Origin of the sequence: Nocardioides jiangxiensis, assembly GCF_030580915.1 — a bacterium.
Lineage (GTDB): Bacteria > Actinomycetota > Actinomycetes > Propionibacteriales > Nocardioidaceae > Nocardioides > Nocardioides jiangxiensis.
In genome coordinates, this window is record NZ_JAUQTA010000002.1 from 131,629 (window position 1) to 158,075 (window position 26,447).

Here is a 26,447-nt window from a genome sequence, read left to right on the forward strand (position 1 = left end):
TGTTTCGCCGAGCGTGTGGTGGCGCCGTAGTCTTGTGGGCGTGTCTGCGTCTGTCTTCCCCCGGCTCGAGCCCCTGCTTTCTGGTGTCCAGAAGCCGATCCAGTACGTCGGCGGCGAGCTGAACTCCACCGTCAAGGAGTGGGACTGCGCGCCCGAGGGCGCGACGGTCCACTGGGCGCTGATGTACCCCGACGCCTACGAGGTCGGCCTGCCCAACCAGGGTGTGGCGATCCTCTACGAAGTGCTCAACGAGCGCGACTGGATCGTCGCCGAGCGCACCTACTCGGTCTGGCCGGACCTCGAGAAGGTCATGCGTGAGCACGACATCCCGCAGTTCACGGTCGACGCGCACCGCCCGATCCGCGACTTCGACATCATGGGCCTGAGCTTCTCCACGGAGCTCGGCTACACCAACATGCTCAACGCGCTGGACCTCGGTGGCATCCCGATCCACAGCGCCGACCGCACCGACGAGGACCCGATCGTCCTCGCGGGCGGCCACGCGGCGTTCAACCCGGAGCCGATCGCCGACTTCATCGACGCCGCCGTGCTCGGTGACGGCGAGGAGGTCGTGCTCAAGATCTCCGAGATCATCAAGGAGTGGAAGGACGCCGGCTCGCCGGGCGGCCGCGACGAGCTCCTCATGCGCTTCGCCGCCACGGGCGGCATCTACGTCCCGAAGTTCTACGACGTGACGTACGACGAGGCCGGCGCGATCGCCTCCGTGGCGCCCAACCGTCCAGGCGTTCCGGAGCGGGTCACGAAGCACACGCTGATGGACCTCGACCAGTGGCCCTACCCGGCCAAGCCCCTCGTGCCGCTGGCCGAGACGGTCCACGAGCGCTTCTCCGTCGAGATCTTCCGTGGCTGCACGCGCGGCTGCCGCTTCTGCCAGGCCGGCATGATCACGCGCCCGGTCCGCGAGCGCTCGATCACCACCATCGGCGCCATGGTCGAGAACGGCATCCGCCAGTCCGGCTTCGACGAGGTCGGCCTGCTGTCGCTGTCCTCTGCCGACCACACCGAGATCGCCGAGGTGGCCAAGGGCCTGGCCGACCGCTACGAGGACTCCAACGTCTCCCTCTCGCTGCCGTCGACGCGTGTGGACGCGTTCAACATCTCGCTGGCCAACGAGTTCTCGCGCAACGGTCGGCGTTCCGGCCTGACCTTCGCCCCCGAGGGTGGCTCGGAGCGCATGCGCAAGGTGATCAACAAGATGGTCACCGAGGAGGACCTGATCCGCACCGTCGCAGCGGCGTACTCGCACGGCTGGCGCCAGGTGAAGCTCTACTTCATGTGCGGCCTCCCCGAGGAGACCGACGAGGACGTCATGCAGATCGCCGAGCTGGCCAAGAAGGTGATCCAGAAGGGTCGCGAGGTCACCGGCCACAACGACATCCGCTGCACCGTCTCCATCGGTGGCTTCGTGCCCAAGCCGCACACGCCGTTCCAGTGGGCGCCGCAGCTCGACGTCGAGACCACGGACGAGCGCCTGCGCAAGCTGCGCGACGCGGTGCGCGCCGACCGTCGCTTCGGCCGTGCCATCGGCTTCCGCTACCACGACGGCAAGCCCGGCCAGGTTGAGGGGCTGCTCTCCCGGGGCGACCGCCGCGTCGGCAGGATCATCGAGACCGTGTGGCGCGACGGTGGCCGGTTCGACGGCTGGTCCGAGCACTTCTCCTACGACCGCTGGGTCGCCTCCGCGGCCACCGCGCTCGAGGGCACCGGCGTCGACCTCGACTGGTACACCACCCGCACCCGCGAGTACGACGAGATCCTGCCGTGGGACCACCTCGACTCCGGTCTCGACAAGGACTGGATGTGGGCCGACTGGGAGGACGCGCTCGCTGCCGCCAACGGCGAGGACATCGAGGTCGAGGACTGCCGCTGGACGCCGTGCTACGACTGCGGCGTGTGCCCCGAGATGGGCACCGAGATCCAGATCGGCCCCACCGGCCAGACCCTGTTGCCGCTCTCCGTGGTGGGCGCGGGCCAGCCGGGCATGGTCACCCAGGTCGTCCACTGACCTGCTGAGGGCCGGCCGCACCTCTGGGGTGGCCGCCGGGGTGGCCCGCGGGTGCACGATGGTCGGGTGGACGCCAGGACACTGCACCGGGCGACCGTCGACCGCTGGCAACAGCTGCTCGACGGCGTACCCGACGACGCGTGGGCGGCGCCCACGCCCTGCGCGGAGTGGGACGTGCGTGCGCTCGTCAACCACGTCGTGGGAGAGGAGCTGTGGCTGCCGCCGCTGCTCGCCGGCAGGACGATCGCTGAGGTCGGGGACCGCTTCGACGGTGACCTGCTGGGCGCGGACCCGAAGGCCGCGGGCCGGCGCGCCGCAGGCGCAGCGGCCGAGGCCGGCGAGGGCGTGGCCGACGGCCAGCGGGTCCAGCTCTCCTATGGCGAGGAGGCCGCCAGCGAGTACCTGATGCAGCTCGCGGCCGATCACCTCGTGCACGGGTGGGACCTCGCCGCGGCGTCGGGTCAGGACCGGCGCCTGGACCCCGAGCTGGTGGACGCCGTCGCCGCCTGGTTTCGCGACCGTGAGGACATGTACCGGGCCGGCAACGCGATCGGCCCGCGGGCGACCTCGGCAGGGGATCCGCAGGCAGAGCTGCTGGCCGCCTTCGGCCGGACCGCGGACTGGTCGCCGGGCTGAGCGCGGCCACGCCCAGCCCGGCGGGTGTCAGTGTGCGACGGGGTCGGAGTCGAGCGTTCCGTCGACGGCCTCGATCCAGCAGGCCACCGGGCTTCCGGCCCTGATCGCCCGCTGCTCGCTCGCGGCGGACACCTCGACCTCCTCGCCGGAGATGTCCAGGCGCGGGTGCCCCTTGACGACGCGGCCCTCGACCCCGGGGAAGGCGCCCGCGACGCGGGTCAGGCAGAGCCCGATCGACGTGCGGTGCGCGGCGACGTCGGCGGCGGTCGGGGTGAGGACGGCGAAGATCTGGGCGTTGTGCTCCACCGAGCAGCCGGTGTCGATCATCGTCACGTTGCTGCCCTTGCTGGTGACCGCGACGCACTGGCCGGCCTCGGCGTTGTCCGGCGTGACGACGCGCTGGCCGACCGCGAAGATCACGATGCCGACGACGGCGGCGAGGAGCGTGCCGATGACGCCGAGCACGAGGCCCGTGACCGCCATCCAGCGTCCCCTGGCCTTGCCGGGTCCGGTCTTGACGATGCCGATGATGCCGAGCGGGATGGCGAAGATGCCGAGGCAGCAGGTCAGCGCGCACACGAATGCGGCGATCGCGACGCCGCTGTACGACGCGCTGCCGTCGTTCGGTCCGCCGTAGGCCTGGTACGCCGGCGGCGGGTAGCCGCCTCCCGGGGGAGCGGGCGGAAACCCCGGGGGAGCGGGCGGAGGTGGCACGGCGCCTGCGCCGGGCGGGACCGGCGGGACGGGCGGCGCCGGCGGCATGGGCGGCGCCGGGGGCGTCGGGGGCGCGGGCGGCGCGGGAGGCTGGCCGGGCTGCTCGGGCTGCTCGGGCTGAGGCTGGCCCGGGTACGACGGAAGGTTCATCGGTCACTCCCTGTGAAGACGGCACCCCGCAACGGGGCCCCGTTCTGCTGGCGGACGAAGCAGGCGACGGGGACCCCGGGGGTGGGGTCCTTGTCGGTGAGGGCGAGGGGACGGACCTCGAGGTGGCGCGCGGCCAGGGCCGAGGCGTCGACGCCCAGGTCCTCCGCCGCCTCGAGGCACCGTGACGCGACCGCGTCGAGGTCCTCCCCGGGGCTGATCGTGCGGAGGGCGAACACCTCGGCGTCGTGCAGACGGCTGCAGCTGAGCGCGTCGAGGTGCTGGAGGCTGGTCCTTCCCCGGGCGAGGTCGGTGCTGGACAGGCAGGTGCCGACGGTGATGTCCGGGAGGGTGGCGGGGTCGTGGTGGACGAGCCTGCTCGTGAGCACCGCGCAGCTGCCGATGACGGCAGCCGCGGCCGCGAGCCCTGCCAGCAGGGTCCAGCGCACGCGCCGGGCTGGTGGCGCGGTGTGGGCCGGCTCTGCGTCCTCGACCGGCGCCCGGTGGCCACGCCAGGTCGGTTGCTCGGCCACAGGCACCTTCCACGGATAGCGACGGATCGTCGGACGGCAGCGTATCGCCGCGTGACCGGGCGCGGACGGGCAACGGCCGGATCCTCGATATCCTCCTCCCGTGCGTGAACAGCCCGAGCAGCAGGCCCCTCCGGTCCAGCGACTGCGGATCCGGTATGCCAAGCGTGGCCGCCTCCGCTTCACCAGCCACCGCGACTTCAGTCGTGCCTTCGAGCGCGCCGTCTTCCGCGCCCGGATCCCGATGGCCTACTCCTCGGGCTTCAACCCGCACCCGCGGATCTCCTACGCCGGCGCCGCGCCGACGGGCTCCGCCAGCGAGGCTGAGTACGTCGAGATCGCGCTGCGTGAGGTCGTCGACCCGGCCGGTGTGCAGGCGCTGCTCGCCGAGGCACTGCCCGACGGCCTCGACGTCCTGACCGTCGTCGCTTCGCCGGGCGGGTCCCTCGCCGACCGGCTGGAGGCGAGCCGCTGGCTGATCGACCTGGCCGTGCCCGTCGCCGAGGCCCAGGCCGCGGTGGCGACGTTCCTCGCTGCCGACGAGGTTCTCGTCGAGCGCATGACGAAGAAGGGGCTGCGCTCCTTCGACTGCCGCGCGGCGGTCCTCGCCCTCTCCGTGGAGGCGGGGGAGCGGGGCAGCCGCCTCGACGTCGTGCTGCGCCACGGCGTGCCGAGCGTCCGCCCGGACGACGTGGTCACCGGCGTCGGGCTCGTCGACGGCGCGGGCGCGCCGCTCTACACGCGTCTGGCCCAGGGGCCCCTGGAGGGCGACGCCACGATCGGCGACCCGCTGGCCTGAGGCGAAGAATCGGGCTCCGCGAGGCGGTGTGCGATACTCCCCAGTGACCGACGTCTCTTCCGCACCCGCGGGCGGGATCGAGGTCCGACGACGTTCTCGCCGGCCCGGCCGGCACAGTGGTGAAGGTCGTCACCACGCCGCGACGCGGCCCCTCGACTGGTGACAGCAGCGCGGGGCACAGCGACCGCGGCAGGTGGCAGACACGCACGACTGACGCGCCCCGAGCGGGGGACTCGCCGCCAGAAGAAGGCTTTCGCACCACGTCCGGGTGACCGGTCGGGGGTGCCGAACACGACGTACGTCGGACGGATCCAGGGGTCCGCCGGCGAGGAGCTCCGATGAGCGAGACCACCACCGAGCAGAACACCGCAGCAGAGAGCGTGGAGGCCGCCGAGGCGCCCGCGCCCGCGAAGAAGGCGCCGGCCAAGAAGGCGGCCGCGAAGAAGGCGCCGGCGAAGAAGGCGGCCGCGAAGAAGGCGCCGGCGAAGAAGGCCGCTGCCGCGGAGGCGACCGCCGAGCCGGTCGCCGCCGAGGGCGACGCCCCGGTCGAGAAGGCTGCGGCGAAGAAGGCGCCGGCCAAGAAGGCCGCCGCCAAGAAGGCCGCCGCCAAGAAGGCGCCGGCCAAGAAGGCGCCGGCCAGGAAGCCTGCGGCGAAGCCCGTCGACGAGGCGCTCCCGCTGGACGCCTCCCCGATCACCGATGCCGCCGAGGCGGCCGAGGCGCCGGCAGCCACCGAAGCCGCAGCGACCGACGCCGGCGCCACCACGGTGCTCTTCCAGGCGCCGGAGACCCCGAAGCGCACCCGCACGCGCAAGCCCGCTGCGAAGAAGGCCCCCGAGCCCGTCGCCGAGACCGGGCCCGAGACGCCGGCCGAGGCGGCCGACCAGGTCGCCGGCGCCGTCGAGGTCCCTGCGGAGGACGCCGCTGCCGACGTCCCGGCCGGCGAGGCGCAGGAGCAGGCCGACGTCCCGGCCGGCGAGGCGCAGGAGCAGGTCGACGCCCAGGAGGCCGACGCCGAGGAGACCGACGCCGAGGACGGCGACGAGGCCGAGGACGCCGAGTCCGACGACGAGGGCCAGCCCCGCAACCCCAACCGTCGTCGTCGCCGCCGTGGCGGCCGCCGTCGCCGCAAGCCGGGCGACGCCAACGGCGAGGGCAACGGCGAGGCCGCTGCGGACAGCGAGGGCGCGGAGACCACCGAGTCCGGCGAGGACGCCCCCGCGGAGGCCGGGACCGACAACGACTCCGAGGGCGACAGCGAGGGTGGCGACGGCACGAGCACCCGCCGTCGTCGTCGTCGCGTGCGTGCCGGCGAGTCGGCCTCCGGCGAGGGCGACGACCCGGAGAACACCGTCACCCGGGTCCGCCAGGGACGCTCCGCCGAGGACCAGATCACCGCTGTCTCGGGCTCCACCCGCCTCGAGGCCAAGAAGCAGCGCCGTCGTGAGGGTCGCGAGGCAGGCCGCCGCCGCGCCCCCATCGTCTCCGAGGCCGAGTTCCTGGCGCGCCGCGAGGCCGTCGAGCGGGTCATGGTCATCCGCCAGCGCGAGGACCTGACCCAGATCGCCGTGCTCGAGGACAAGGTCCTCGTCGAGCACTACGTCGCCCGTGAGTCGCAGACCAGCCTCATCGGCAACGTCTACCTCGGCCGGGTGCAGAACGTCCTGCCCTCGATGGAGGCCGCGTTCATCGACATCGGCAAGGGCCGCAACGCCGTCCTGTACGCCGGCGAGGTCAACTGGTCCGCCCTGGGCCACAAGGAGGGCCAGCCGCGCAAGATCGAGAACGTCCTCAGCTCCGGCCAGACCGTCCTGGTCCAGGTCACCAAGGACCCGATCGGTCACAAGGGCGCCCGCCTCACCTCGCAGGTCTCGCTCGCCGGCCGCTTCCTGGTCTACGTGCCCGACGGCACCACAAGCGGCATCTCGCGCAAGCTGCCCGACACCGAGCGTGCCCGCCTCAAGGCGCTGCTGAAGGAGATCGTCCCGGACACTGCGGGCGTCATCGTGCGCACGGCCGCGGAGGGCGCCGCCGAGGACGAGCTGACCCGTGACGTCGAGCGCCTCAAGGCCCGCTGGGAGGAGATCGAGAAGCACACGCAGGGCGACGCGAAGGGCAACGCCCCGCGCCTGCTCTACGGCGAGCCGGACCTCACCCTCAAGGTGGTCCGCGACCTCTTCACCGAGGACTTCTCCAAGCTCGTCATCCAGGGCGACGACGCCTGGAACACCGTCCAGCAGTACGTCGCGCACGTCGCCCCCGACCTCGAGGACCGCCTCGAGCAGTACGCCGGCGACGACGTCTTCGCGACGTACCGCGTCCAGGAGCAGATCGCCAAGGGCCTGGACCGCAAGGTCTGGCTGCCGTCGGGCGGCTCGCTGATCATCGACCGCACCGAGGCGATGACGGTCGTCGACGTCAACACCGGCAAGTTCACCGGCTCCGGCGGCAACCTCGAGGAGACGGTCACCAAGAACAACCTCGAGGCGGCCGAGGAGGTCGTGCGCCAGCTCCGGCTGCGCGACATCGGCGGCATCATCGTCGTCGACTTCATCGACATGGTGCTCGAGTCCAACCGCGACCTGGTCCTGCGTCGCCTCGTCGAGTGCCTCGGCCGCGACCGCACGCGCCACCAGGTCGCCGAGGTCACCTCGCTCGGTCTCGTGCAGATGACGCGCAAGCGGATCGGCACCGGCCTGCTCGAGGCCTTCTCCGAGACCTGCGAGCACTGCCACGGCAGCGGCCACATCACCCACGCGATGCCGATCGAGCCGAAGAAGTCCGACGACGGCGGCAACCAGCGCGGGGGCAACCGCCGCAACCGTGGCCGCGGTGGCAACGGCGCTCAGCAGGAGCAGGGCGCCAAGGCGCCGTCGCCGGCCGACGTCGCCGCGATCGCCCACGCCCCGGAGGACGCGGACGCCCAGGCGGCTGACGCGGTCGCGGAGGCGGCCGTGGATGCAGTCGTCGCGACGCCCGCCGTCGACGAGCCCACGCAGGACGCCGCGCAGCCCGATGCCCAGGACACGGCTGCTCCCCGCGAGGCGGCCGTCGTTCCCGAGTTCCTGCCCGGCGAGCCCGACCTCCGTGAGCTCCGCGCCCAGCAGAAGGCCGAGGAGGAGGCTGCCGCCGCGGCCGAGGCCGAGCGCAAGGCCGCCGAGGCTGCCGAGCGCAAGGCCGCCCGTGACGCCGAGCGCCAGGCCCAGCGTGAGGCGCGTGCCGCCGAGCGCAAGGCCGCGGCTGAGGCTGCCGCCCTGGCTGAGGCCGAGGAGGCCGCTGCCTCGGAGGAGGTCGCCGCGGCCGACGACGCCGATGCCGCGCTCGACGAGGAGCCGGTCGTCGCCGAGCCCGAGGTGGAGGTCGCTGCCGAGGTCACCGGGACCGTCGCGCCCCCCGCCACGGAGGAGGCCAAAGGCGACCAGGTCGAGGTTCCGGCTGCTCCGGCCGCGACGACGACGGTCGTGACCCGCCAGCGCCGTGCCGTACGCCGGGCTGCCGGGTCCACGGCCGGGGCCGCCCCCGAGCCGGTGCAGATCGTGGTCGCTCCGCCCGTCGCGGTCGAGCCGGCCGCTGCTCCGGAGCCGCCGCGGGTGATCACCCGGACCCGGAAGGCTGCGACGCGTGCTGCTGGTGCGGGCGTCGCGACGGACGCAGGCGAGCAGGCGGGGGAGACGGCCTCGGCCGAGCTCCACGTGCCCGTCAAGAAGAACTCCCGCAAGCGGTAACCGGAGCTGTGGCGGCAGGGGCCGCAGGCGAGGGACACCTCGTTTTGCGCCTCTGCCGCTGCTCCCGTACTCTTGACCCTCGGTGCGTTGAGAAGCGCACCCGTCATTCCCTGTGCGGCCCCGGTGCCGGAGAGCCCCAGGGAAGCCTCCAGTTTTCAAGCAATGATTCGTTAGGAGACCGCGGTGTACGCGATCGTCAAGGCTGGCGCCAAGCAGCAGAAGGTTGCCGTGGGCGACGTCATCGAGATCGACCTCGTTTCGGCCAAGGCCGGCGAGTCCGTCGAGATCCCCGTCGTTCTCCTCGTCGACGGTGAGGCCGTGACCTCCACCGGTCTCGACAAGGCCTCCGTCTCCGCTGAGGTCCTCGGCGGCTTCAAGGGCCCGAAGATCATCATCCAGAAGTACAAGAACAAGACCGGCTACAAGAAGCGCCAGGGTCACCGCCAGAAGTACACCCAGGTCAAGGTCACCGCGATCAACGCCTGACGGCGTCGCGGACGAGAACTTCGAACAGATCCCAGAGGACTGAACAATGGCTCACAAGAAGGGTGCCGCGAGCACCAAGAACGGTCGTGACTCGAACGCCCAGCGCCTCGGCGTGAAGCGCTTCGGTGGCCAGCTGGTCAACGCCGGCGAGATCATCGTCCGCCAGCGTGGCACGCACTTCCACCCCGGCTCCAACGTCGGCCGTGGTGGCGACGACACCCTCTTCGCCCTCGCCGCCGGTGCGGTCGAGTTCGGTACGAAGCGCGGCCGTCGCGTCGTCAACATCGTCCCGGGCGAGTGACTCTGACGTCACTCATCTGAGTCTTCATCGAAGGGCGTCCCACTCGCTGGGGCGCCCTTCGGTATTTTCTAACCTGCGCCGTCCGGCGCACCCCCAGAAGCGGAGTAACCCATGGCTGTGCCCACGTTCGTCGACAAGGTGACGCTGCACGTCGCCGCCGGACGTGGCGGCCACGGCGTCGCCTCGGTGCACCGGGAGAAGTTCAAGCCCCTCGGCGGCCCCGACGGCGGCAACGGCGGCCCGGGTGGCTCCGTCATCCTGCGCGTCGACCCCGACGTGACGACGCTGATCGACTACCACCACAGCCCCAAGCGCAAGGCCTCCAACGGCGGCGGCGGTGCCGGTGACCACCGCAACGGCGCCCACGGCCAGGACCTGATCCTCCCCGTCCCGGACGGCACGATCGTCAGCCTCCGTGACGGCACCGTCCTCGGCGACCTGCTCGGCGCCGGCACCGAGATGGTGGTCGCCCAGGGCGGCAAGGGCGGTCTCGGCAACGCCGCGCTGGCCAGTGCCAAGCGCAAGGCCCCCGGCTTCGCCCTGCTCGGCGAGCCCGGCGACGAGCTGGAGATCGTGCTCGAGCTGAAGGTCGTCGCCGACATCGGTCTGGTCGGCTTCCCGTCGGCCGGCAAGTCCTCGCTCATCGCGAGCATCAGCCGGGCCCGGCCCAAGATCGCCGACTACCCGTTCACCACCCTGGTCCCCAACCTCGGCGTGGTCCGTGCGGGCGACACCACCTTCACGGTCGCCGACGTGCCGGGCCTGATCGAGGGTGCGGCCGAGGGTCGCGGCCTGGGCCACGACTTCCTGCGCCACATCGAGCGCTGTGCCGCGCTGGTCCACGTGATCGACACGGCCAACATCGAGCCCGGTCGCAACCCGGTCGACGACCTCGACGTGATGGAGGGCGAGCTCCACCGCTACGGCGGTCTCGAGGACCGTCCGCGCCTGGTGGCCCTCAACAAGATCGACGTGCCCGACGGGCGCGACATCGCGTCGTTCGTGGTCGACGAGCTCCGCGAGCGTGGCCTGGAGGTCTTCGAGGTGTCCGCCGCCTCCGGTGAGGGCATGAAGGAGCTGATCTTCGCGATGGCGAGGATCGTCCAGGCCTCCCGCACCGAGAAGCCCGAGGTCGAGCCCACCCGCATCGTGATCCGTCCGCGCAGCGCCGACGGTGCCGACGACTTCACCGTCACCCGCACCGACGAGGGCTGGCGCGTGCGGGGCGAGAAGCCGGAGCGCTGGATCCGCCAGACCGACTTCAACAACGAGGAGGCCGTCGGCTTCCTCGCGGACCGCCTCAACCGGCTCGGTGTCGAGAAGCGCCTGCTCGAGGTGGGTGCGGTCGAGGGCGATGCCGTCATCATCGGCGCCGAGGAGAACTCGGTCGTCTTCGACTTCAAGCCGGAGCTCGACGCCGGTGCCGGCGAGATGCTCGGCCGCCGCGGCGAGGACCAGCGCCTGCGCGAGGACCGCCCCGCGGCGCAGCGTCGTCGCGACATCCAGGAGGCCATGGAGGAGAAGGGCGAGCACGAGACGCGTGCCGACGTCGCCCGTCGCCTCGACGCGACCCGCGGTGGCACGTCCGGTCCGCTGTCGTACGAGATCGGCTCCGCCGAGGACCCGGACTGGGCCGAGTCGGACCCGGACTCCCTGACGTGAGCACCCGGACCGAGGTGACCTCGGCGGCGCGCATCGTCGTCAAGGTCGGCTCCTCCTCGCTGACCACCGCCGCCGGCGGCATCGACCCCGAGCGCGTACGTCGCCTGGTCGACGTCCTGGCGGGCGTGCGCGCCCGCGGCACCGAGGTGGTGCTCGTCTCGAGCGGTGCCATCGCCGCGGGCCTGGCGCCCCTCGGCCTGAAGAAGCGCCCTCGCGGCCTCGCGGCCCAGCAGGCGGCTGCCTCCGTGGGTCAGGGGCTGCTGGTCCACCGCTACACCGAGGAGCTCGCGCGCCACGGCCTCATCGCGGGCCAGGTGCTGCTCACGGTCGACGACGTCACGCGCCGCGCGCACTACCGCAACGCGCACCAGACCCTCGCGGAGCTGTTGCAGCTCGGGGTGCTCCCCGTGGTCAACGAGAACGACACCGTCGCGACGCACGAGATCCGGTTCGGCGACAACGACCGCCTGGCCGCCCTCGTCGCGCAGATGGTCCACGCCGACCTGCTCGTGCTGCTCTCCGACGTCGACGGCCTGTACGACGGCCACCCGTCGCAGCCGGGCACCCGGATGCTGCACGAGGTCCGTGGCGAGGCCGACCTGGCCGGGGTGCAGATCGGCTCGGTGGGCGCAGCGGGCGTGGGCACGGGCGGCATGGTCACCAAGGTCGAGGCGGCCCGCATCGCGACCGGGGCGGGCATCCCCGTCGTCCTGACCTCGGCCGACAACGCCTCGGCCGCGCTGACCGGCGACGCGGTCGGCACCCTCTTCCACGCCACCGGCAAGCGGCGTCCGACGCGGCTGCTCTGGCTGGCCCACGCCACCGAGCCCAAGGGACGCCTCCTGCTCGACGCCGGTGCCGCTCGCGCGGTCGTGTCGCGCGGTGCCTCGCTGCTGGCAGCCGGCCTGACCGGCTGCGAGGGGGCGTTCGAGGCCGGGGACCCGGTCGACCTCGTCGACCCCGCCGGCGCCTCCGTGGCGCGCGGGCTGGTCAACTTCGACGCGTCCGAGGTGCCGGGCCTCCTCGGGAAGTCGTCGGCCGTGCTGCTGCAGGAGTTCGGCGAGGGCTACGACCGCGTCGTCGTCCACCGCGACGACCTCGTCCTGCTCTGACCGTAACCTTGGCTCTGCCATGACCTACCTCGACCACGCTGCGACCACCCCGATGCGCCCGGAGGCGATCGAGGCCATGGCTGCGCAGTTCGGGAAGGCCGGCAACGCCTCGTCGCTGCACGCCTCGGGCCGCGCCGCGCGCCGGATCGTCGAGGAGTCGCGGGAGCGGATCGCCCAGGTGCTCGGCGCCCGGCCGACCGAGGTGGTCTTCACCTCCGGCGGCACCGAGGCAGACAACCTGGCCCTCAAGGGCCTGTGGTGGTCGCGTGCGCGCCGCCGGGTGGTGTCGACCGCGATCGAGCACCACGCGGTCCTCGACCCGCTGGAGTGGCTGCGCGAGCACGAGGGGGCCGAGGTGACGCTGCTGCCCGTCGATGCGGGCTGCCGCCTGGACCTGGCCGCCCTGGACGCCGCGCTCCGCGAGCCAGACGACATCGCCTTCCTCTCCGTGATGTGGGCGAACAACGAGACCGGTGTGCTGCAGCCGCTCGACGAGGTCGTCACGCGGGCGTCGGCCCTCGGCGTGCCGGTGCACAGTGACGCGGTCCAGGCGGTCGGCGCTGTGCCGGTGGACTTCGCTGCGAGCGGCCTCGACGCGCTGACGCTCACCGGCCACAAGATCGGTGGGCCCTACGGCGTGGGCGCCCTGCTGGTGCGGCGTGACCTGGAGCTGACTCCGCTCCAGCACGGAGGCGGGCAGGAGCGCGACCTGCGCAGCGGGACCATCGACGTACCCGCCATCGCCGGCTTCGCCGCCGCCGTCGAGCTCGCCGTCAAGGAGCAGGCCGACGCCCGGGCCCGGCTCGCCGCCCTCCGCGACGAGCTCGTCGCGGGTGTCCTCGGTGCCGTCCCCGATGCACGCGTGCACGGCGACCCCACCCAGCAGCTTCCGGGCCACGCCAACATCGGCTTCCCCGGCTGCGAGGGCGACTCGCTGCTGATGCTGCTCGACGCCCAGGGGGTCGAGTGCTCGACCGGCTCGGCCTGCAACGCCGGCGTCCCGCAGCCCTCGCACGTCCTGCTGGCCATGGGCTGCAGCCCGGAGGAGGCGCGCGGCTCGCTCCGGTTCAGCCTCGGCCACACCTCGACCGGCTCCGACGTCGCCGCCCTGGTCGCCGCGATCGGCCCGGCCGTCGAGCGCGCCCGCGCCGCCGGCGTACGACGGTGAGGGCGCGATGAGGGTCTTGGCAGCCATGTCGGGCGGCGTCGACTCCGCCGTGGCCGCGGCGCGCGCCGTCGAGGCCGGGCACGACGTCACCGGCATCCACCTCGCGCTCTCGCGCAACCCGAGGTCCTACCGCTCCGGTGCACGCGGCTGCTGCACCATCGAGGACAGCAACGACGCGCGCCGCGCTGCCGACGTCCTGGGCATCCCGTTCTACGTCTGGGACATGAGCGAGGAGTTCCACGAGGGCGTCGTGGAGGACTTCAAGGCGGAGTACGCCGCCGGCCGCACGCCCAACCCGTGCCTGCGCTGCAACGAGAAGATCAAGTTCGCCGCGGTGCTGGAGCGCGGCCTCGCGCTAGGCTTCGACGCCGTCGTCACGGGCCACTACGCGACGCTGCGCACCGGACCCGGAAATGTGGTCGAGCTGCACCGGGCAGCCGACGGAGCCAAGGACCAGTCCTACGTGCTCGGCGTGCTGACCCAGGAACAGCTCGCGCATTCGTTGTTCCCGCTGGGCGACACCACGAAACCTCGCATTCGTGAGGAAGCGGCGCGCCGCGGCCTGCTGGTCGCGGACAAGCCCGACTCCCACGACATCTGCTTCATCGCCGACGGGGACACCGGCGGCTGGCTCACCGAGAAGCTGGGAGCCGACGCCCCCTCCGCGGGATCCATCGTCGACACCTCCGGCGCCGTGCTGGGTGAGCACGCGGGCACCCACCACTTCACGATCGGACAGCGCAAGGGGCTCCGTCTCGGCGTGCCCGCCCCCGACGGCAGGCCCCGCTTCGTGCTCGACATCGAGCCGGTCTCGGGCACGGTCACCGTCGGCCCGCGCGAGGACCTGCGCGTCGACGGGCTCACCTGCATCGCGCCCCGCTGGTGTGGTGCCGTGCCGACCGCGCTCGACGGCCCCGAGGTCACCGTCCAGCTCCGGGCACACGGCGCCGAGCACCGCGCCCGGGTCACCGTGGGGTCGTCCGCCCCAGCCCTACCTATGGCTAGGGCTCAGGCGGACGACCTCGTGGAGATCGAGCTCCTCGAGCCCGCGTCCGGCATCGCCCCCGGCCAGGCGGCGGTGATCTACGACGGCACCCGGGTCGTGGGCTCCGCGACGATCGCGGCCACGCGGCGTACGGCTGTGGGGGAGGGCGCATGACCGCCACCGGCATCGGCTCGATGCCCGGCGGTGACGTGCTGGCATCCGAGGACGACAACGCCCGGGAGTACGCCGAGGCGGTGCGGGTCGTGCTCGGCGAGCTGCCTGACTTCGCGCACCTGCCGGAGCTGCCGGGGCGCGGCGCCGGTGCCTCGATGACCGGCCGCGCGCTGGCCCTGGTGACCGAGCTCGGCGTCGACCTGCAGCCGGCCGGCTGGCGGCTGACCGGGTCTGGCTCGGGCATCGACCACCGCCGGGCGCGCTCGCTCCTGGGCCGTGACCTCGACGTCTTCGAGGAGCACGCGCAGGGCCTCGCCGGTCCCGTGAAGGTCCAGGTGTGCGGTCCGTGGACGCTGGCGGCGACCGTCGAGAAGCCGCGCGGCGACAAGGTCCTCGCCGACCACGGCGCGCGACGCGAGCTGGCCGAGGCCCTCGCCCTGGGCGTGGCCGACCACGTCGCGGACATGCGCCGCCGGGTGCCGGGGGCGACCGAGATCGTCGTCCAGGTCGACGAGCCGGCGCTGCCGGCCGTGCTCGCCGCACAGGTCCCGACGGCGTCGGGCTTCGGCAAGCACCGGGCGATCCACCCGCCCGAGGCGTCGGGCGCCCTGGAGACCGTGCTGTCAGCCGTCACGGGCGCCGGAGCGACACCTGTGGTGCACTGCTGCGCGGGCGAGGTGCCGGTGGACCTGATCCGCGGCGCGGGGGCGCGCGGCGTCGCGGTCGACCTGGCCGCCCTGCGCGCGTCGGCCTACGACGGCGTGGCGGCCGCCCTCGAAGCGGGGGAGCGGGTGCTGCTGGGAGTGGTCCCGACGCTCGACCCGGCCACGTCGCTTACCGACAAGGCGGTGGCGGATAAGGCGCTGCGCTTCCTGGACATGCTGGGGCTCGAGCCCGTGCCGGGGCTGGTGCTCACGCCCGGGTGTGGCCTCGCCGGTGCCTCGCCCGCGTGGGCGCGCCGGGCGCTCGAGCTCGTGGCGTCGGCGTCGAAGCACCTGCGCTGACGCCGGAGTCGGCGGTGTGTCGGCGGTGTGTTTGCGGACTGTCGGCGGTCTGTGGGCGAGGCGCTGCCCGGCGCCGTACGGTCTGCCCATGCTGACCTCTCCACGTCGCCTGGCCTCCGCCGTCACCGCGGCCCTGGTGGCTGCCGGGATCCTCACCTCCTGCGGCGGCACCGACCTGCACTCCGGTACGTCCGCGGCGGCGACCTCGGAAGCGCTCGTCGCGGTGGCGTTGAGCCACCTGACCCCCGAACCCGACGAGATCCAGCTCCGCGAGGCTGGTGCGCCGATCGACGACATGGGCACCAAGGACCCCTCGCTCGGGGGACTCCTGCGCTGGAAGCCCGATCCGGACTGGACGCTCGACGTGCAGGTGCAGCCGGTCCCGAAGGACGGCCCGTCGTGCGCCCGGCTCGGCTGCGTCCCGCTGGGTGATGCAGAGCTGAGCTGGCAGGAAGGCAGTGAGGACGCGCCTCCGGCCTTCACGGTCTCTCTGGTCCGCGGTGGGGAGCTCCGGTCGGTCGCCTACGAGGGCGGCATGGAGGGCGACCCGCGGACGAGCCGCCTGCCCGTCGACCTGAAGGAGCTGGAGGAGATCGTCACCGACCCGGCGTTCTCGTTCCACACCACCACGGCGGCTGTCGAAGCCGGCGTGAAGCTCCGCGCATCGCTGCCCGCGAACAAGGCCGCGGAGCGCGAGCAGAGGGAGTGGGAGGCAGCGCCGGTCATGACGCCGCGTGCCCTGGCCGCCACGGTGGAGAAGGACCTGCGCGAGGTCAGTGGTCTGCAGGACGCCATCGTCTCCGGGCGGGAGTCGGTCTTCCGCGAGCCCGGCGGCCCGCTGCCGGACGGGACCTGGGGCATCGCGCTGACCCTGCGTGACCGCACGCGGATCCACGTGACCATGCTTCCCGAGCCCGACCCGTCGTCCTCCGCGTGCCAGCCGGCGCTGCACTGCACGAAGGTGCCGCAGAGCGACGACGTCCTCGCCTGGCGTTCCGACCTCGCCGGCGTCTTCCGGTCGGACGAGAAGCGCAACGTGCACATCTGGGTCGAGGGGCCGCGGTTGCGGCGGCTGGACCGGCGGGCGCTCGAGGACGTCCCGGCCACCGACCCGGCCCGGGCTGCGCTCCTCGCGGCGCTCCACTACCTCCCGGATGACCCGGCCCTCGCCTGGAAGACGACGCGGGCGATGATCCGCGCGGGTGACGAGCTGACCTGGTTCCACGACTGACCGCCCGAAATGCGGCACGCGGCCACCCCCGATCGGGGAGTGGCCGCGTGCGACGGCGTACGGCGGGTCAGCCGATGTGGACTCCGCCGTGGCCCTCGGCGTCCTGGAGCTCCTCGTGCTTGACGTTGAGGAAGACCCAGATGATCAGCGAGGCGCCGAGCATCAGGAACGTGCCGACCAGGAAGCCGTGCGTGGCGCCGGTCGGGAACGAGCCGAGGTAGGTCACGCCACCGAAGAGCTCCTTCACGTTCTCGACGCCGGCCTTGGCCAGCGCGGCGGCCTGCGTGGCGGCGGGCTGGTTGTTCCACCACGCGAAGAAGCCGGTGTGCAGCGCGCCGCCGATCTTCTCCGCGTGGGCGTTGCCGAAGTGGGCGCCGACGGTCGACAGGACCGCCAGACCGAGCGCGCCACCGACCTGCTGCATCGTGTTGAGGACGCCGGAGCCGATGCCCGAGTCCTCGTGGCGCAGGTGGTGCACCGCGGTCAGGGTGAGCGGCACGAAGACCGCGCCCATGCCCAGGGCCATGATCGTGATGAACGGCATGATCTGGGTCCAGTAGTTGATGTCGTCGCCCAGGTGGTGTCCCGGCTGCAGTGCGGCGAGGACGTCGCTGGCGCCGTCCGGCACCGAGAGGCGCGAGAAGCCGAAGAGCGCGGAGGCGGCGACCAGGGTGCCGACGCCGGCGATGAGCTTCGGGTCGATCCGCGTGACCAGGTTGGACACGACACCGGCCGAGATCACCATGCCGAAGCAGAACGGCAGGAACGCGAAGCCGGTGCGCAGCGGCGAGTAGCCGATGACGTTCTGCATGTACTGGGAGAGGAAGAAGAACATCGAGAACATCGCAGCCGGCATCAGCATCATCGCGACGAACGACGCCGCACGGGTGCGGTTGGCGAAGACGCGGAACGGCAGCAGGGGCTCGGCGACCCGCGACTCGACCACGATGAACGCGACGAGCAGTACCGCAGCGGCGACGAGTGCGCCGATCGTGGATCCGGCGCCCCAGCCGTAGTCCTGGTTGCCGGCCCGGGTGAGGCCGAAGACCAGCGAGACCAGGCCCGCCGTGCCGAGGACGGCGCCGGGGACGTCGAGGCGGCCGTCGTGGCGGTCGGACTCGGGCAGGATGCGCGGCGCGAGGAAGGCCGCGGCCAGGCCGATCGGGACGTTGATCAGGAAGGTCAGGCGCCAGCCGTGCACGTCCCAGCCGAAGATCGACGGGTTCGAGCCGGTGAGCCAGCCGCCGAGGATGAGGCCGATGGCCGCGCCGACGCCGGACATGGTGGCGTACATGGCCATGGCGCGGTTGCGCTGCGGGCCCGGCGGGAACGTCGTGGTGATCAGCGACAGCGCGGCGGGGGAGGCCAGTGCGGCGCCGAGGCCCTGGAGGCCACGGGCGCCGAGCAGGAGTCCCTCGTTCTGGGCGAGGCCACCCAGGAGCGAGGCGACCGCGAAGACGGTGAGACCGATCATGAAGGCGCGGCGGCGACCGAAGAGGTCACCGAGGCGGCCACCCAGGAGCAGGAAGCCACCGAAGGCGAGGGCGTAGCCGGTCACGATCCAGGTCAGGTTCGTGCCGGTGATCTCGAGGTCGCGGCCGATGAACGGGATCGCGATGTTGGCGATGGTGGCGTCGAGGACGACCATCAGCTGCGCGACGCAGATGAGGACGAGGGCCCAGCCGAGGTGCGTGGAGCCCTTGACGGGCTCCTGCTCCTCGATCGGGTCGAGTGCGACGTTGGACATGGGGTTCCTTACGAGTCGGGTCAGGCGACGGTGTGGGTGGCAGCGGGAACGATCAGCTCGTCGACGATCCGCGTGACCAGGTCTTGGTCCGGGATCTCGCCGAGCATGAAGGCGCGGTGCAGGCAGATGCCGGCGAGCGCCGGGGCGAACAGGTCGATCGGCAGGTCGCCCCGGATCTCGCCACGCGCCTTCGCGCGCTCGTAGATCTCGAACGACACGGCGACCTTGGGGCCGATGACCTTGGTACGGAACTCCGAGGCGAACTCGGGGTCGCGCTGGATGGCGGTGAGCACGCTCGAGAAGAGCGAGAGGGCCTGCGGCTGGATCATCCCCTCGGGGCCGCAGTACGCCGCGATCAGGTCCTCGCGGAAGCTGCCCGTGTCGGGGGTCTCCGGCGCCGGCTTGGTCAGCAGGAGGGCGTCGATGACGAGGGAGACCTTCGCCTCCCAGCGACGGTAGAGCGTCGCCTTGGATGCCTTGGCCCGCTTGGCCACGGCATCCATGGTGAGCCGGTCGTAGCCGACCTCCGAGAGGACCTCGAGGGTGGACTCGAGGATCTCGCGCTCGCGGTCGCCCTCGACGCGCGGCCGGCTGCCGTGCCCGGTGAGGGAGGACATCATCATGGGCTTCTCCGTGCAAGTAGAACGAAACAGTTTCGTTTCGTCAGACGGTACGACATCGTTTCATCCCATGGCAACCCCGGGATCGTCGTGCTGGTGCCGACGACCTCGCCGACGCCCCTTGAACGACGCCCGATCGCGCGCTATTTCGATGGGTGGGCAGTGAGAACACCTGCCCCGACAACCACACATCGGAGGTGAACCACCATGTTGCTTCGGACCGACCCGTTCCGGGACTTCGACCGGCTCGCCCAGCAGGTCATGGGCGCCGGCACCACGTCCCGGCCCGCGATCATGCCGATGGACGCCTGGCGCGAGGGCGATCGCTTCGTCCTCGAGTTCGACCTGCCCGGCGTCGCCCCGGACACGCTCGACATCGACGTCGAGCGCAACGTCCTGACGATCCGCGCGGAGCGTCCCTCGCGCAGCGGTGACTGGGAACCCCTTGCAGCCGAGCGGCCGCGCGGCCTCTTCAGCCGCCAGCTCGTCCTGGGGGAGAACCTCGACCTCGAGCGCATCGACGCGTCGTACGACGGCGGCGTGCTGCGACTCGTCGTCCCCGTGGCGGAGAAGGCCAAGCCCCGCAAGGTGCAGATCAGCCACGGTGCCACCCAGGTCGGCGGCGGTCGTGACGCGGCCCAGATCGAGACGAAGGAGACGCACGACGCCGGTTCGTCGAGCTGACCTCCGGTGATCGGCCGGGCGGGCGGGAGCGGGTGTGCTCGCCCGCCCGGTGCCGTGCCGGTGCCGTGCCGGTGCCCGTGGCCGGTGCGCCGTGGCCGGTGCGCCGTCGTCAGGGCACTGTCGTCAGGGCGCGAGGACGTCGAGCACGGACCCGGCCGCGAACGCGTTCCAGCGTCCGCTGGCCCGGAGCAGGTAGTGGCCGGCATCGCCGAGATCGTGGAACTCCGCCGAGCGGGCGACCGTGCGCGAGCGCTCGACGTACGCACGGCTCTGGGCGAACGAGGTGATCCGGTCGCGCCGACCGTGGCCGACGACCAGGTGGCGGTCGCGCAGTGCCGCGACGGGCTCGCCCTGCGGCAGCCAGGGAGCCAGTCCGACGACGCCGCGGACCGACGGGTCGTCGGCGACGTGCACGGCGGTGCGCGCTCCCATGGAGTGGCCCAGGAGGGCGACCGGCAGGTCGAGCTCGCGGCGCACCGTCTCCAGCGCCCACCTCGCGTCGGCGAGCGGTGAGGGCCGCGCCGGGTCGTTCCAGCCGCGCACGCGGAAGCGCAGCAGCCAGACGGCCACGCCGGCGGCGTGCAGATCGGGGCTGAGTGCGCGCTGCAGGGCCCGTGCCCGCTGCCACGACGCGCTCCGCCCGTCGACAGCCCGTGTCGAGCGGACCGCGCCCCCGTGGAGGACGAGCGCCACCGCGCGCGGTGGTGTGGGCGGGTCGCTGCGGGTGAGCAGGGGGTCGGGCACGGGGTTCCTCTCGCGGATGTCTCGGCTCTCTGGTTCGTCGCGGGGCGGCTTCCGGATGGGTCCGGTTCCCACCATCCTCCGCCCTGCCGCAGGGTGTCGGTGCCGCACGGCAAGATGGACCCCATGACCGAGCCGCTGGACGCCACCGACTCCGCCACTGCCCGCCACCGCGAGATCAGCGAGCAGATCGAGGGGGCCTCCGACGCCTACTACCGCGACGGCACCTCGCCCCTCTCCGACGCGGCGTACGACGCCCTGCTGGCGCAGCTGCGCGACCTCGAGGAGCAGTTCCCCGAGCTGATCACGCCCGACAGCCCCACCCAGCGGGTCATGGGGAAGGCCTACACCGACTTCGCGTCGTACGACCACCTCCGGCGGATGGAGTCGCTCGACAACGCCTTCTCCGCAGACGAGCTCGCCGCCTGGTTCGACCGCGTCGTCCGCGACAGCGGCACCCGGCCGGAGCTGCTCTGCGAGCTCAAGGTCGACGGTCTCGCCATCAACATCCTCTACACCGACGGCGTCCTGACCCGTGCCCTCACGCGAGGCGACGGCACGACGGGCGAGGACGTCACGCCCAACGTGCGCACGATCTCGTCGGTGCCCCACCGCCTCAAGGGCACGCCGGAGTTCCCGGTGCCGGCGCTGGTCGAGGTGCGTGGCGAGGTCTACCTGCCGACCGTGGTCTTCGAGGAGATCAACGAGCAGCAGGCTGCGGCGGGCAAGCCCCTCTACGCCAACGCCCGCAACACTGCCGCCGGCTCCCTGCGCCAGAAGGACCCGGCGGTGACGGCGTCGCGTCGGCTGACCATGGTCTGCCACGGCATCGGCGCGCGCGAGGGCTTCGACGCGAGCACCCAGTCGCAGGCCTATGCCGCCCTGGCAGCCTGGGGCCTTCCGGTCGCGCCGACGGTGAAGGTCGTGCCCGGGCTGGCCGAGGTGCAGGAGTTCATCGACTTCTACGGCGAGCACCGCCACGACGCCACGATCCTCGACCACGAGATCGACGGGGTCGTGGTCAAGGTCGACGACGTGGCGCTGCAGCGCCGGCTCGGGTCGACCAGCCGCGCGCCGCGGTGGGCGATCGCGTTCAAGTACCCGCCCGAGGAGGTGCACGCCAAGCTCCTCGACGTCCTCGTCAACACCGGCCGCACGGGCCGGGTCACGCCGTTCGGACGCATGGAGCCGACGAAGGTCGCCGGGTCGACGGTCGAGATGGCCACGCTCCACAACTTCCACGAGGTCGCGCGCAAGGACGTGCGCCCGGGCGACACCGTCATCCTGCGCAAGGCGGGCGACGTGATCCCGGAGATCCTCGGCCCCGTCCTCGCGCTGCGGCCGGAGGGTCTGCCGGCGTGGGTCCCGCCCACGACCTGCCCCGCCTGCGGCACCGAGCTCGTCGAGCAGAAGGCAGGCGACAAGGACCGGCGCTGCCCCAACCACCGCGACTGCCGGGCCCAGGTGGTCGAGCGGATCAACCACGTCGCTGGTCGTGGCGCCTTCGACATCGAGGGGCTCGGCTACGAGGCGGCGATCGCGCTGCACCAGGCGGGGGTGGTGGCCAACGAGGGCGACGTCTTCGACCTGACCCCGGAGAAGCTCCTGCAGGTGCCGCTCTTCACGCGTGCGCCGAAGAAGGGGGAGGAGGGGCCTCAGCTCACCGCCAACGCCCTCAAGCTGCTCGCCAACCTCGACGCGAGCAAGCAGGCGGCGCTGTGGCGCGTCCTGGTCGGGCTCTCGATCCGGCACTGCGGGCCGAGCGCGTCCCGCGCCCTCGCCACCCGGTTCGGCTCGATGGAGGCGATCCGGGCGGCGACGCTCGAGGAGCTGGCCGAGACCGAGGGGGTCGGCGCCGTGATCGGCGAGGCGGTCATCGAGTGGTTCGGCGTCGACTGGCACCGCGAGATCGTCGAGAAGTGGGCCGCCGCCGGCGTACGCATGGAGGACGAGCGCGACGAGTCCGTCGAGCGCACGCTCGAGGGACTCACCGTCGTCGTGACCGGCGGTCTGGAGGGCTTCACGCGCGACTCGGTCAAGGAGGCGATCATCGCCCGCGGTGGCAAGGCCGCCGGGTCGGTGTCGAAGAAGACCGACTACGTCGTCGTCGGGGAGAACGCCGGGTCCAAGGCGGCGAAGGCGGAGGAGCTCGGCCTCACGATCCTCGACGAGGAGGCGTTCGTGCGCCTGCTCGCCGGCGGCCCGGCTGCACTGGAGGGTTAGCCCGAAGCCCGGAGATGTCTCGCCGCCGGCTGACGACAGGCCTCCCCGCTCGCCGGACCCGGCCTCGCCGCCGCTCACCCCGACCGGCACGGCCGGGTCGCTTCACGCATCTGTCAGCAACGAGACCTAACCTGCCGCCATGGACCTTCTCTCGGGGCTGCTCTTCGCGGCCGTCGTCCTGCTGGTGCCCGCGACGATCGGCGTCTTCGCGATCCGTGACGCGGGGCGCCGGCGCGCCGTCGAGTCGCCCGCCGGCCGGGGCCTGGCCGCGGCGCTGGTGGTCGGGCTCCTCGGGGCGCTCGTCGCGGCGCTCCTCGGCCGTGCTCCCGGCCAGGTCGCCCTCATCGGCCTGCTGCTGGCTGGCAGTGTGGCGGTCTGGGCGCCCGTGGCCCGTGACCGGGCGACCCGGGGCCTCGTGGCGTGGGCGCTCTCCCTCGACGTCGGCGTGGGCTACCTCGTCTACGTTCTGGTCTGGATGGCCGGCGCCGACCTCGGCACGGGCGAGTGGGTCGGCGGCGTCCTCCTGTGGCTGCTCGAGGCGTTCGTCTTCCTGATCGGCGTCGGCTACCTGTGGGAGCTCGTCGACGTCCTCGCGCGCCGCCAGTGGTCGTCGTACGTCGACGCCTCGGGAGCGCTGCCCACGGCACGACGACCCTTCGTCTCGCTGCACGTGCCCACGCACAACGAGCCGCCGGACATGGTGATCGCGACCCTGGAGTCGCTCCTCGCGCTCGACTACGACGACTACGAGGTCCTGCTCGTCGACAACAACACCGACGACGAGGCGCTGTGGCGACCTGTCGAGGCGTTCTGCGCGCAGCACGACCGGCTGCGGTTCCTGCACCTGGCCGACTGGCCGGGCTACAAGAGCGGCGCCCTCAACGAGGCGCTCCGGGTCACCGACCCGCGCGCGGAGGTGATCGGCATCGTCGACGCCGACTACCTCGTCCGCCCGGACTTCCTGGCCCGCTGCGCCCCGCTGCTCGCAGACCCGACGGTCTCGTTCGTGCAGACCCCGCAGGACTACCGCGACTGGGAGGAGGCGGGCTACTTCCGCCGCCTCTACTACTCCTACGGCTACTTCTTCGACGTCTCGCAGCGGTCGCGCAACGAGCGCAACGGCGCCATCTTCGGCGGCACCATGGGGCTGATCCAGCGCGCGCAGCTGGAGGCCGTCGGTGGCTGGGACGAGTGGTGCATCACCGAGGACGCCGAGCTCTCCCTGCGGCTGCTGCGCGGCGGTGGGCGCGGCATCCACATCGACCAGTCGTTCGGCCACGGCATCATGCCGCTGACCTTCGAGGCCCTCAAGCGCCAGCGCTACCGGTGGTGCTTCGGCGGCATCCAGATCCTGCGGATGCACTGGCGCTCGCTGCTGCCCGGCCGACGCACCGCTGCCAACCAGCTGACGATGGCCCAGCGGTGGGCCTACTTCGTCGGTGGCCTGCAGTGGTTCGGGGACCTCGCATCCGTGCTGTTCACCGGCTTCCTGCTGGCCGGCGCCATCGGGCTCGTGACCGGTCACTCGATCGTCGTCCGGCAGCTCTCCGGCCTGATCCTGCTCTGCCTCGTGGCGCTCGTCGTGCTCGGCGCCGTCCGGTCGCTCGCGCTGGTCCGGCGTACGTCGGGGGCGACGTGGGCGGAGGCGCGCGGTGCGTTCGGGCTGTGGCTCGCGCTCGGCCTGACCGTCGCCCGTGCCTCCGCCAAGGGACTGGTGGCGCGCGAGGGCGCCTTCCTGCGTACGCCGAAGGTCCGCGGGGAGCTCGGATGGCGGCACGCGCTGCGGGGCAACCTGACCGAGAGCGGGATCGCGCTGCTCTGCCTCGCCGGTGCCGTCGTGAGCCTCGGGCACGGGGGAGCGACGGGCATCGTGATCGGCGTCCTGCTGCTGGTGCACGCGCTCGGCTACGGGCTGGCACCGGTCAACAGTCTCGCCGCGATCCGGGCGGACCTGCCCGAGGACCTGCGTCGCCGGCGCGCCTCCGGGCTCCGGTCGTGGACCGGCCCGGCCGCTCGTCGCGGCGGCATCCTGGTCGCGCTCGTCGCGACCACCTGTCTGGGCCTTCTCGTCGTCGCTGCGCCGGTCGGTGCTCCCGACCTGACGCCGACGAAGGACCGGATCGCGGGGGTGGTGCCGCGGATCAGCGACGACACGACCCGGCACCCGCGTCCGTCCGTCACCGGCTCCGCCACGCCGGGTGCCTCGCTGTCGGCCACTCCGACCCCGGGTGTGCCGGCGACGCTGGCGACCGCGGCGCCCACCTCGGCCGCTCCGGCACCGACGTCGGCGGCACCCACGCGCACGGTGCGTGCGACGCCCACCGTGGCGCCGACGCCGACGGTCGTGGCCGGGAAGCCGACCGCGTCGCCGACCCGCAAGCCGGCGACCTCGGGGCCGCCGACGGCCCGGCCGACGGGCCGTCCGTGACGCCGGCGCCGGGCGTCAGCGAAGCAGGCTGACCACCAGGTCGGCGACGGCCTGCTGTTCGGCCGCACGGGGGTGGTAGAACATCGCGACTCCCGGCGCGCTGGTGCGGCCCTGGATCCACGGGTCCGACGCGCAGATGTCGTGGCCCCGGGTCGCGGTGTAGGTGTCGACGTAGGTCGCATCGCCCTGGGCTGCTGCGCGCTCGAGGTTGTGGTTCAGGTGCTGCAGGACGCGCCGTGCGTAGGCGACGTCCCCGGTCGCGAGCCCCAGCTCGTCGCAGGTGCCCGTCGCGGGGAAGATGTCCGGGTAGCCGATGACCAGGACGCGCGCGTTCGGCGACCGGCGGTGGATCGTGTGCAGGGCGTCCACCATCTGCTGCCGGCCCTGGTCCAGGACCTGCATCACCTGGTCCGTGCCGCTGCGCTCGAAGTAGTCACGGCAGGGAGAACCGTGGGGATCGCTGGCTGTCAGCCGCGGGCAGTCGAGGAACCACGCCCGCGACGCAGCCGGGTTGGCGCCGAGCCCGATCGTCACCAGGTCGGTGTGGTCGGTGAGGCCGTCGAGCTGGGGCGGTACCGACGGCGCCTGCGCGGTGGTCAGCTGCTCGAACTGGGCCTGGCTGCAGGTCCGGTCGTCGACCGAGGCCCCGACCTCCTGCCCGATGAGCGTCGGGTAGTTCACCGCAGAGCGCATGCAGACGTCGCCCGGTCGCTGCGGGGCGACGAGCGGGGCCGCGCTGTAGGAGTCGCCGAGCGCGACGTAGTCGTCGATCGGGGCCATCGGCTGCGTGCCGGGCGCCGACGAGGAGCTCGTCCTCGTGGGTTCTGCCCGGTCGGGAACCGGTGCTCCGCATCCCGCGAGGGACGCTGCCAGCGCGAGTGCGGCCGCCGTCGTCACCACGCGGCTGAGCCTGGGTCGCTTCGCCATGTCCACCTCCGCCGCGAGGGTAGCGGGGGTGTGGTGGACCCGTGGCTCCGCCGGTGGGGCCGACACCTAGGATGATCCGCATGCCTGAACTGACCCGCGACGAGGTGCGCCACCTGGCGGATCTCGCCCGGATCGACCTCAGCGATGCTGAGCTCGATCACCTCGCCCCGCAGCTCAACGTCATCCTCGAGGCGGTCGCCTCGATCCAGGGAGTGGCCGGCGACGACGTCCCCGCGACGTCCCACCCGATCCCGATGACCAACGTCTTCCGCGAGGACGTCGTGACCCCCGGCCTCACCGCCGAGCAGGCGCTCGCGATGGCGCCCGCCGCCGAGGAGCAGCGCTTCAGCGTCCCGCGCATCCTGGGGGAGGAGTGA

At 72.5% G+C, this 26,447-nt stretch carries 22 protein-coding genes; 16 read left to right on the forward strand and 6 right to left on the reverse strand.

Annotated elements, in window-relative coordinates:
- The first annotated feature begins 40 nt into the window (after window positions 1-40).
- Both Q5722_RS11975 and Q5722_RS11980 read left to right on the forward strand, forming a co-directional pair.
- Window positions 41-2,026, forward strand: a complete 1,986-nt coding sequence (locus tag Q5722_RS11975; protein ID WP_305028499.1) for a TIGR03960 family B12-binding radical SAM protein — start codon at window positions 41-43, stop codon at window positions 2,024-2,026.
- 66 nt (window positions 2,027-2,092) lie between these two features.
- On the forward strand, window positions 2,093-2,662 hold the full coding sequence (locus tag Q5722_RS11980) for a TIGR03086 family metal-binding protein (RefSeq protein WP_305028500.1): 570 nt from the start codon (window positions 2,093-2,095) through the stop codon (window positions 2,660-2,662).
- Window positions 2,663-2,689: 27 nt separating this feature from the next.
- Here Q5722_RS11980 and Q5722_RS11985 read toward each other — a convergent pair whose 3' ends face one another.
- Window positions 2,690-3,526 carry a DUF4190 domain-containing protein gene (locus Q5722_RS11985; protein WP_305028501.1) on the reverse strand — a complete coding sequence of 279 codons (837 nt, stop codon included), beginning with the start codon at window positions 3,524-3,526 and terminating at the stop codon, window positions 2,690-2,692.
- The gene (locus Q5722_RS11990) at window positions 3,523-4,056 is read right to left on the reverse strand and encodes a hypothetical protein (RefSeq protein WP_305028502.1); all 534 of its coding nucleotides are present in this window, start codon (window positions 4,054-4,056) and stop codon (window positions 3,523-3,525) included. Before Q5722_RS11990 ends, Q5722_RS11985 begins: the two co-directional genes overlap by 4 nt.
- Window positions 4,057-4,156: 100 nt before the next feature.
- On the opposite strand from Q5722_RS11990, the gene Q5722_RS11995 reads away from it, so the two are divergent.
- From Q5722_RS11995 to Q5722_RS12040, 10 genes are all read left to right on the forward strand, one after another.
- Window positions 4,157-4,852: a TIGR03936 family radical SAM-associated protein gene (locus Q5722_RS11995; RefSeq protein WP_305028503.1), complete on the forward strand. Its 696-nt coding sequence runs from the start codon at window positions 4,157-4,159 to the stop codon at window positions 4,850-4,852.
- Window positions 4,853-5,190: 338 nt separating this feature from the next.
- Window positions 5,191-8,577 (forward strand): Rne/Rng family ribonuclease, encoded by a 3,387-nt coding sequence (locus Q5722_RS12000; protein WP_369415030.1) that lies wholly within the window; start codon window positions 5,191-5,193, stop codon window positions 8,575-8,577.
- Between the two features lie 183 nt (window positions 8,578-8,760).
- Window positions 8,761-9,063, forward strand: coding sequence for a 50S ribosomal protein L21 (gene rplU / locus Q5722_RS12005; RefSeq protein ID WP_305028504.1), 303 nt, complete (start codon window positions 8,761-8,763; stop codon window positions 9,061-9,063).
- A gap of 46 nt (window positions 9,064-9,109) precedes the next feature.
- The gene (gene rpmA, locus Q5722_RS12010; RefSeq protein ID WP_107700322.1) at window positions 9,110-9,364 is read left to right on the forward strand and encodes a 50S ribosomal protein L27; all 255 of its coding nucleotides are present in this window, start codon (window positions 9,110-9,112) and stop codon (window positions 9,362-9,364) included.
- Window positions 9,365-9,475: 111 nt separating this feature from the next.
- The gene (gene obgE / locus Q5722_RS12015; protein WP_305028505.1) at window positions 9,476-11,026 is read left to right on the forward strand and encodes a GTPase ObgE; all 1,551 of its coding nucleotides are present in this window, start codon (window positions 9,476-9,478) and stop codon (window positions 11,024-11,026) included.
- Window positions 11,023-12,138 (forward strand): glutamate 5-kinase, encoded by a 1,116-nt coding sequence (gene proB, locus Q5722_RS12020; protein ID WP_305028506.1) that lies wholly within the window; start codon window positions 11,023-11,025, stop codon window positions 12,136-12,138. The genes obgE and proB overlap by 4 nt, the downstream gene beginning before the upstream one ends.
- A gap of 19 nt (window positions 12,139-12,157) precedes the next feature.
- The gene (locus tag Q5722_RS12025; RefSeq protein ID WP_305028507.1) at window positions 12,158-13,306 is read left to right on the forward strand and encodes a cysteine desulfurase family protein; all 1,149 of its coding nucleotides are present in this window, start codon (window positions 12,158-12,160) and stop codon (window positions 13,304-13,306) included.
- A 7-nt stretch (window positions 13,307-13,313) separates the two neighbouring features.
- The gene (gene mnmA, locus Q5722_RS12030) at window positions 13,314-14,465 is read left to right on the forward strand and encodes a tRNA 2-thiouridine(34) synthase MnmA (RefSeq protein WP_305028508.1); all 1,152 of its coding nucleotides are present in this window, start codon (window positions 13,314-13,316) and stop codon (window positions 14,463-14,465) included.
- The gene (locus Q5722_RS12035) at window positions 14,462-15,469 is read left to right on the forward strand and encodes a uroporphyrinogen decarboxylase/cobalamine-independent methonine synthase family protein (RefSeq protein WP_305028509.1); all 1,008 of its coding nucleotides are present in this window, start codon (window positions 14,462-14,464) and stop codon (window positions 15,467-15,469) included. The genes mnmA and Q5722_RS12035 overlap by 4 nt, the downstream gene beginning before the upstream one ends.
- A gap of 88 nt (window positions 15,470-15,557) precedes the next feature.
- Window positions 15,558-16,700 (forward strand): hypothetical protein, encoded by a 1,143-nt coding sequence (locus Q5722_RS12040; RefSeq protein WP_305028510.1) that lies wholly within the window; start codon window positions 15,558-15,560, stop codon window positions 16,698-16,700.
- Between the two features lie 67 nt (window positions 16,701-16,767).
- Here Q5722_RS12040 and Q5722_RS12045 read toward each other — a convergent pair whose 3' ends face one another.
- Window positions 16,768-18,447, reverse strand: coding sequence for an MFS transporter (locus Q5722_RS12045; RefSeq protein ID WP_305028511.1), 1,680 nt, complete (start codon window positions 18,445-18,447; stop codon window positions 16,768-16,770).
- A gap of 20 nt (window positions 18,448-18,467) precedes the next feature.
- Complete coding sequence (locus Q5722_RS12050; protein WP_305028512.1) at window positions 18,468-19,070, reverse strand: TetR/AcrR family transcriptional regulator; 603 nt, start codon at window positions 19,068-19,070, stop codon at window positions 18,468-18,470.
- 204 nt (window positions 19,071-19,274) lie between these two features.
- On the opposite strand from Q5722_RS12050, the gene Q5722_RS12055 reads away from it, so the two are divergent.
- Window positions 19,275-19,751 carry an Hsp20/alpha crystallin family protein gene (locus Q5722_RS12055; RefSeq protein ID WP_305028513.1) on the forward strand — a complete coding sequence of 159 codons (477 nt, stop codon included), beginning with the start codon at window positions 19,275-19,277 and terminating at the stop codon, window positions 19,749-19,751.
- 123 nt (window positions 19,752-19,874) lie between these two features.
- Here the strand turns inward: Q5722_RS12055 and Q5722_RS12060 are convergent, their stop codons facing one another.
- Window positions 19,875-20,495: an alpha/beta hydrolase gene (locus Q5722_RS12060; protein ID WP_305028514.1), complete on the reverse strand. Its 621-nt coding sequence runs from the start codon at window positions 20,493-20,495 to the stop codon at window positions 19,875-19,877.
- A 114-nt stretch (window positions 20,496-20,609) separates the two neighbouring features.
- Here Q5722_RS12060 and ligA point away from each other — a divergent pair, with 114 nt between their 5' ends.
- Window positions 20,610-22,715, forward strand: coding sequence for an NAD-dependent DNA ligase LigA (gene ligA / locus Q5722_RS12065; RefSeq protein ID WP_305029067.1), 2,106 nt, complete (start codon window positions 20,610-20,612; stop codon window positions 22,713-22,715).
- Between the two features lie 139 nt (window positions 22,716-22,854).
- Window positions 22,855-25,143 (forward strand): glycosyltransferase family 2 protein, encoded by a 2,289-nt coding sequence (locus Q5722_RS12070; RefSeq protein WP_305028515.1) that lies wholly within the window; start codon window positions 22,855-22,857, stop codon window positions 25,141-25,143.
- A gap of 15 nt (window positions 25,144-25,158) precedes the next feature.
- Here the strand turns inward: Q5722_RS12070 and Q5722_RS12075 are convergent, their stop codons facing one another.
- Complete coding sequence (locus tag Q5722_RS12075) at window positions 25,159-26,070, reverse strand: SGNH/GDSL hydrolase family protein (protein WP_305028516.1); 912 nt, start codon at window positions 26,068-26,070, stop codon at window positions 25,159-25,161.
- Between the two features lie 80 nt (window positions 26,071-26,150).
- Here Q5722_RS12075 and gatC point away from each other — a divergent pair, with 80 nt between their 5' ends.
- Window positions 26,151-26,447, forward strand: a complete 297-nt coding sequence (gene gatC / locus Q5722_RS12080) for an Asp-tRNA(Asn)/Glu-tRNA(Gln) amidotransferase subunit GatC (protein WP_305028517.1) — start codon at window positions 26,151-26,153, stop codon at window positions 26,445-26,447.

What these genes read in the sequence shown, in the direction of transcription:
- Q5722_RS11985 (WP_305028501.1), bottom strand. Translation starts at nt 3,526, where the DNA reads ATGAACCTTCCGTCGTACCCGGGCCAGCCTCAGCCCGAGCAGCCCGAG.
- Q5722_RS12000 (WP_369415030.1), top strand. Translation starts at nt 5,191, where the DNA reads ATGAGCGAGACCACCACCGAGCAGAACACCGCAGCAGAGAGCGTGGAG.
- rpmA (WP_107700322.1), top strand. Translation starts at nt 9,110, where the DNA reads ATGGCTCACAAGAAGGGTGCCGCGAGCACCAAGAACGGTCGTGACTCG.
- obgE (WP_305028505.1), top strand. Translation starts at nt 9,476, where the DNA reads ATGGCTGTGCCCACGTTCGTCGACAAGGTGACGCTGCACGTCGCCGCC.
- Q5722_RS12025 (WP_305028507.1), top strand. Translation starts at nt 12,158, where the DNA reads ATGACCTACCTCGACCACGCTGCGACCACCCCGATGCGCCCGGAGGCG.
- mnmA (WP_305028508.1), top strand. Translation starts at nt 13,314, where the DNA reads ATGAGGGTCTTGGCAGCCATGTCGGGCGGCGTCGACTCCGCCGTGGCC.
- Q5722_RS12035 (WP_305028509.1), top strand. Translation starts at nt 14,462, where the DNA reads ATGACCGCCACCGGCATCGGCTCGATGCCCGGCGGTGACGTGCTGGCA.
- Q5722_RS12040 (WP_305028510.1), top strand. Translation starts at nt 15,558, where the DNA reads ATGCTGACCTCTCCACGTCGCCTGGCCTCCGCCGTCACCGCGGCCCTG.
- Q5722_RS12045 (WP_305028511.1), bottom strand. Translation starts at nt 18,447, where the DNA reads ATGTCCAACGTCGCACTCGACCCGATCGAGGAGCAGGAGCCCGTCAAG.
- Q5722_RS12050 (WP_305028512.1), bottom strand. Translation starts at nt 19,070, where the DNA reads ATGATGATGTCCTCCCTCACCGGGCACGGCAGCCGGCCGCGCGTCGAG.
- Q5722_RS12055 (WP_305028513.1), top strand. Translation starts at nt 19,275, where the DNA reads ATGTTGCTTCGGACCGACCCGTTCCGGGACTTCGACCGGCTCGCCCAG.
- ligA (WP_305029067.1), top strand. Translation starts at nt 20,610, where the DNA reads ATGGACCCCATGACCGAGCCGCTGGACGCCACCGACTCCGCCACTGCC.
- Q5722_RS12070 (WP_305028515.1), top strand. Translation starts at nt 22,855, where the DNA reads ATGGACCTTCTCTCGGGGCTGCTCTTCGCGGCCGTCGTCCTGCTGGTG.
- Q5722_RS12075 (WP_305028516.1), bottom strand. Translation starts at nt 26,070, where the DNA reads ATGGCGAAGCGACCCAGGCTCAGCCGCGTGGTGACGACGGCGGCCGCA.
- gatC (WP_305028517.1), top strand. Translation starts at nt 26,151, where the DNA reads ATGCCTGAACTGACCCGCGACGAGGTGCGCCACCTGGCGGATCTCGCC.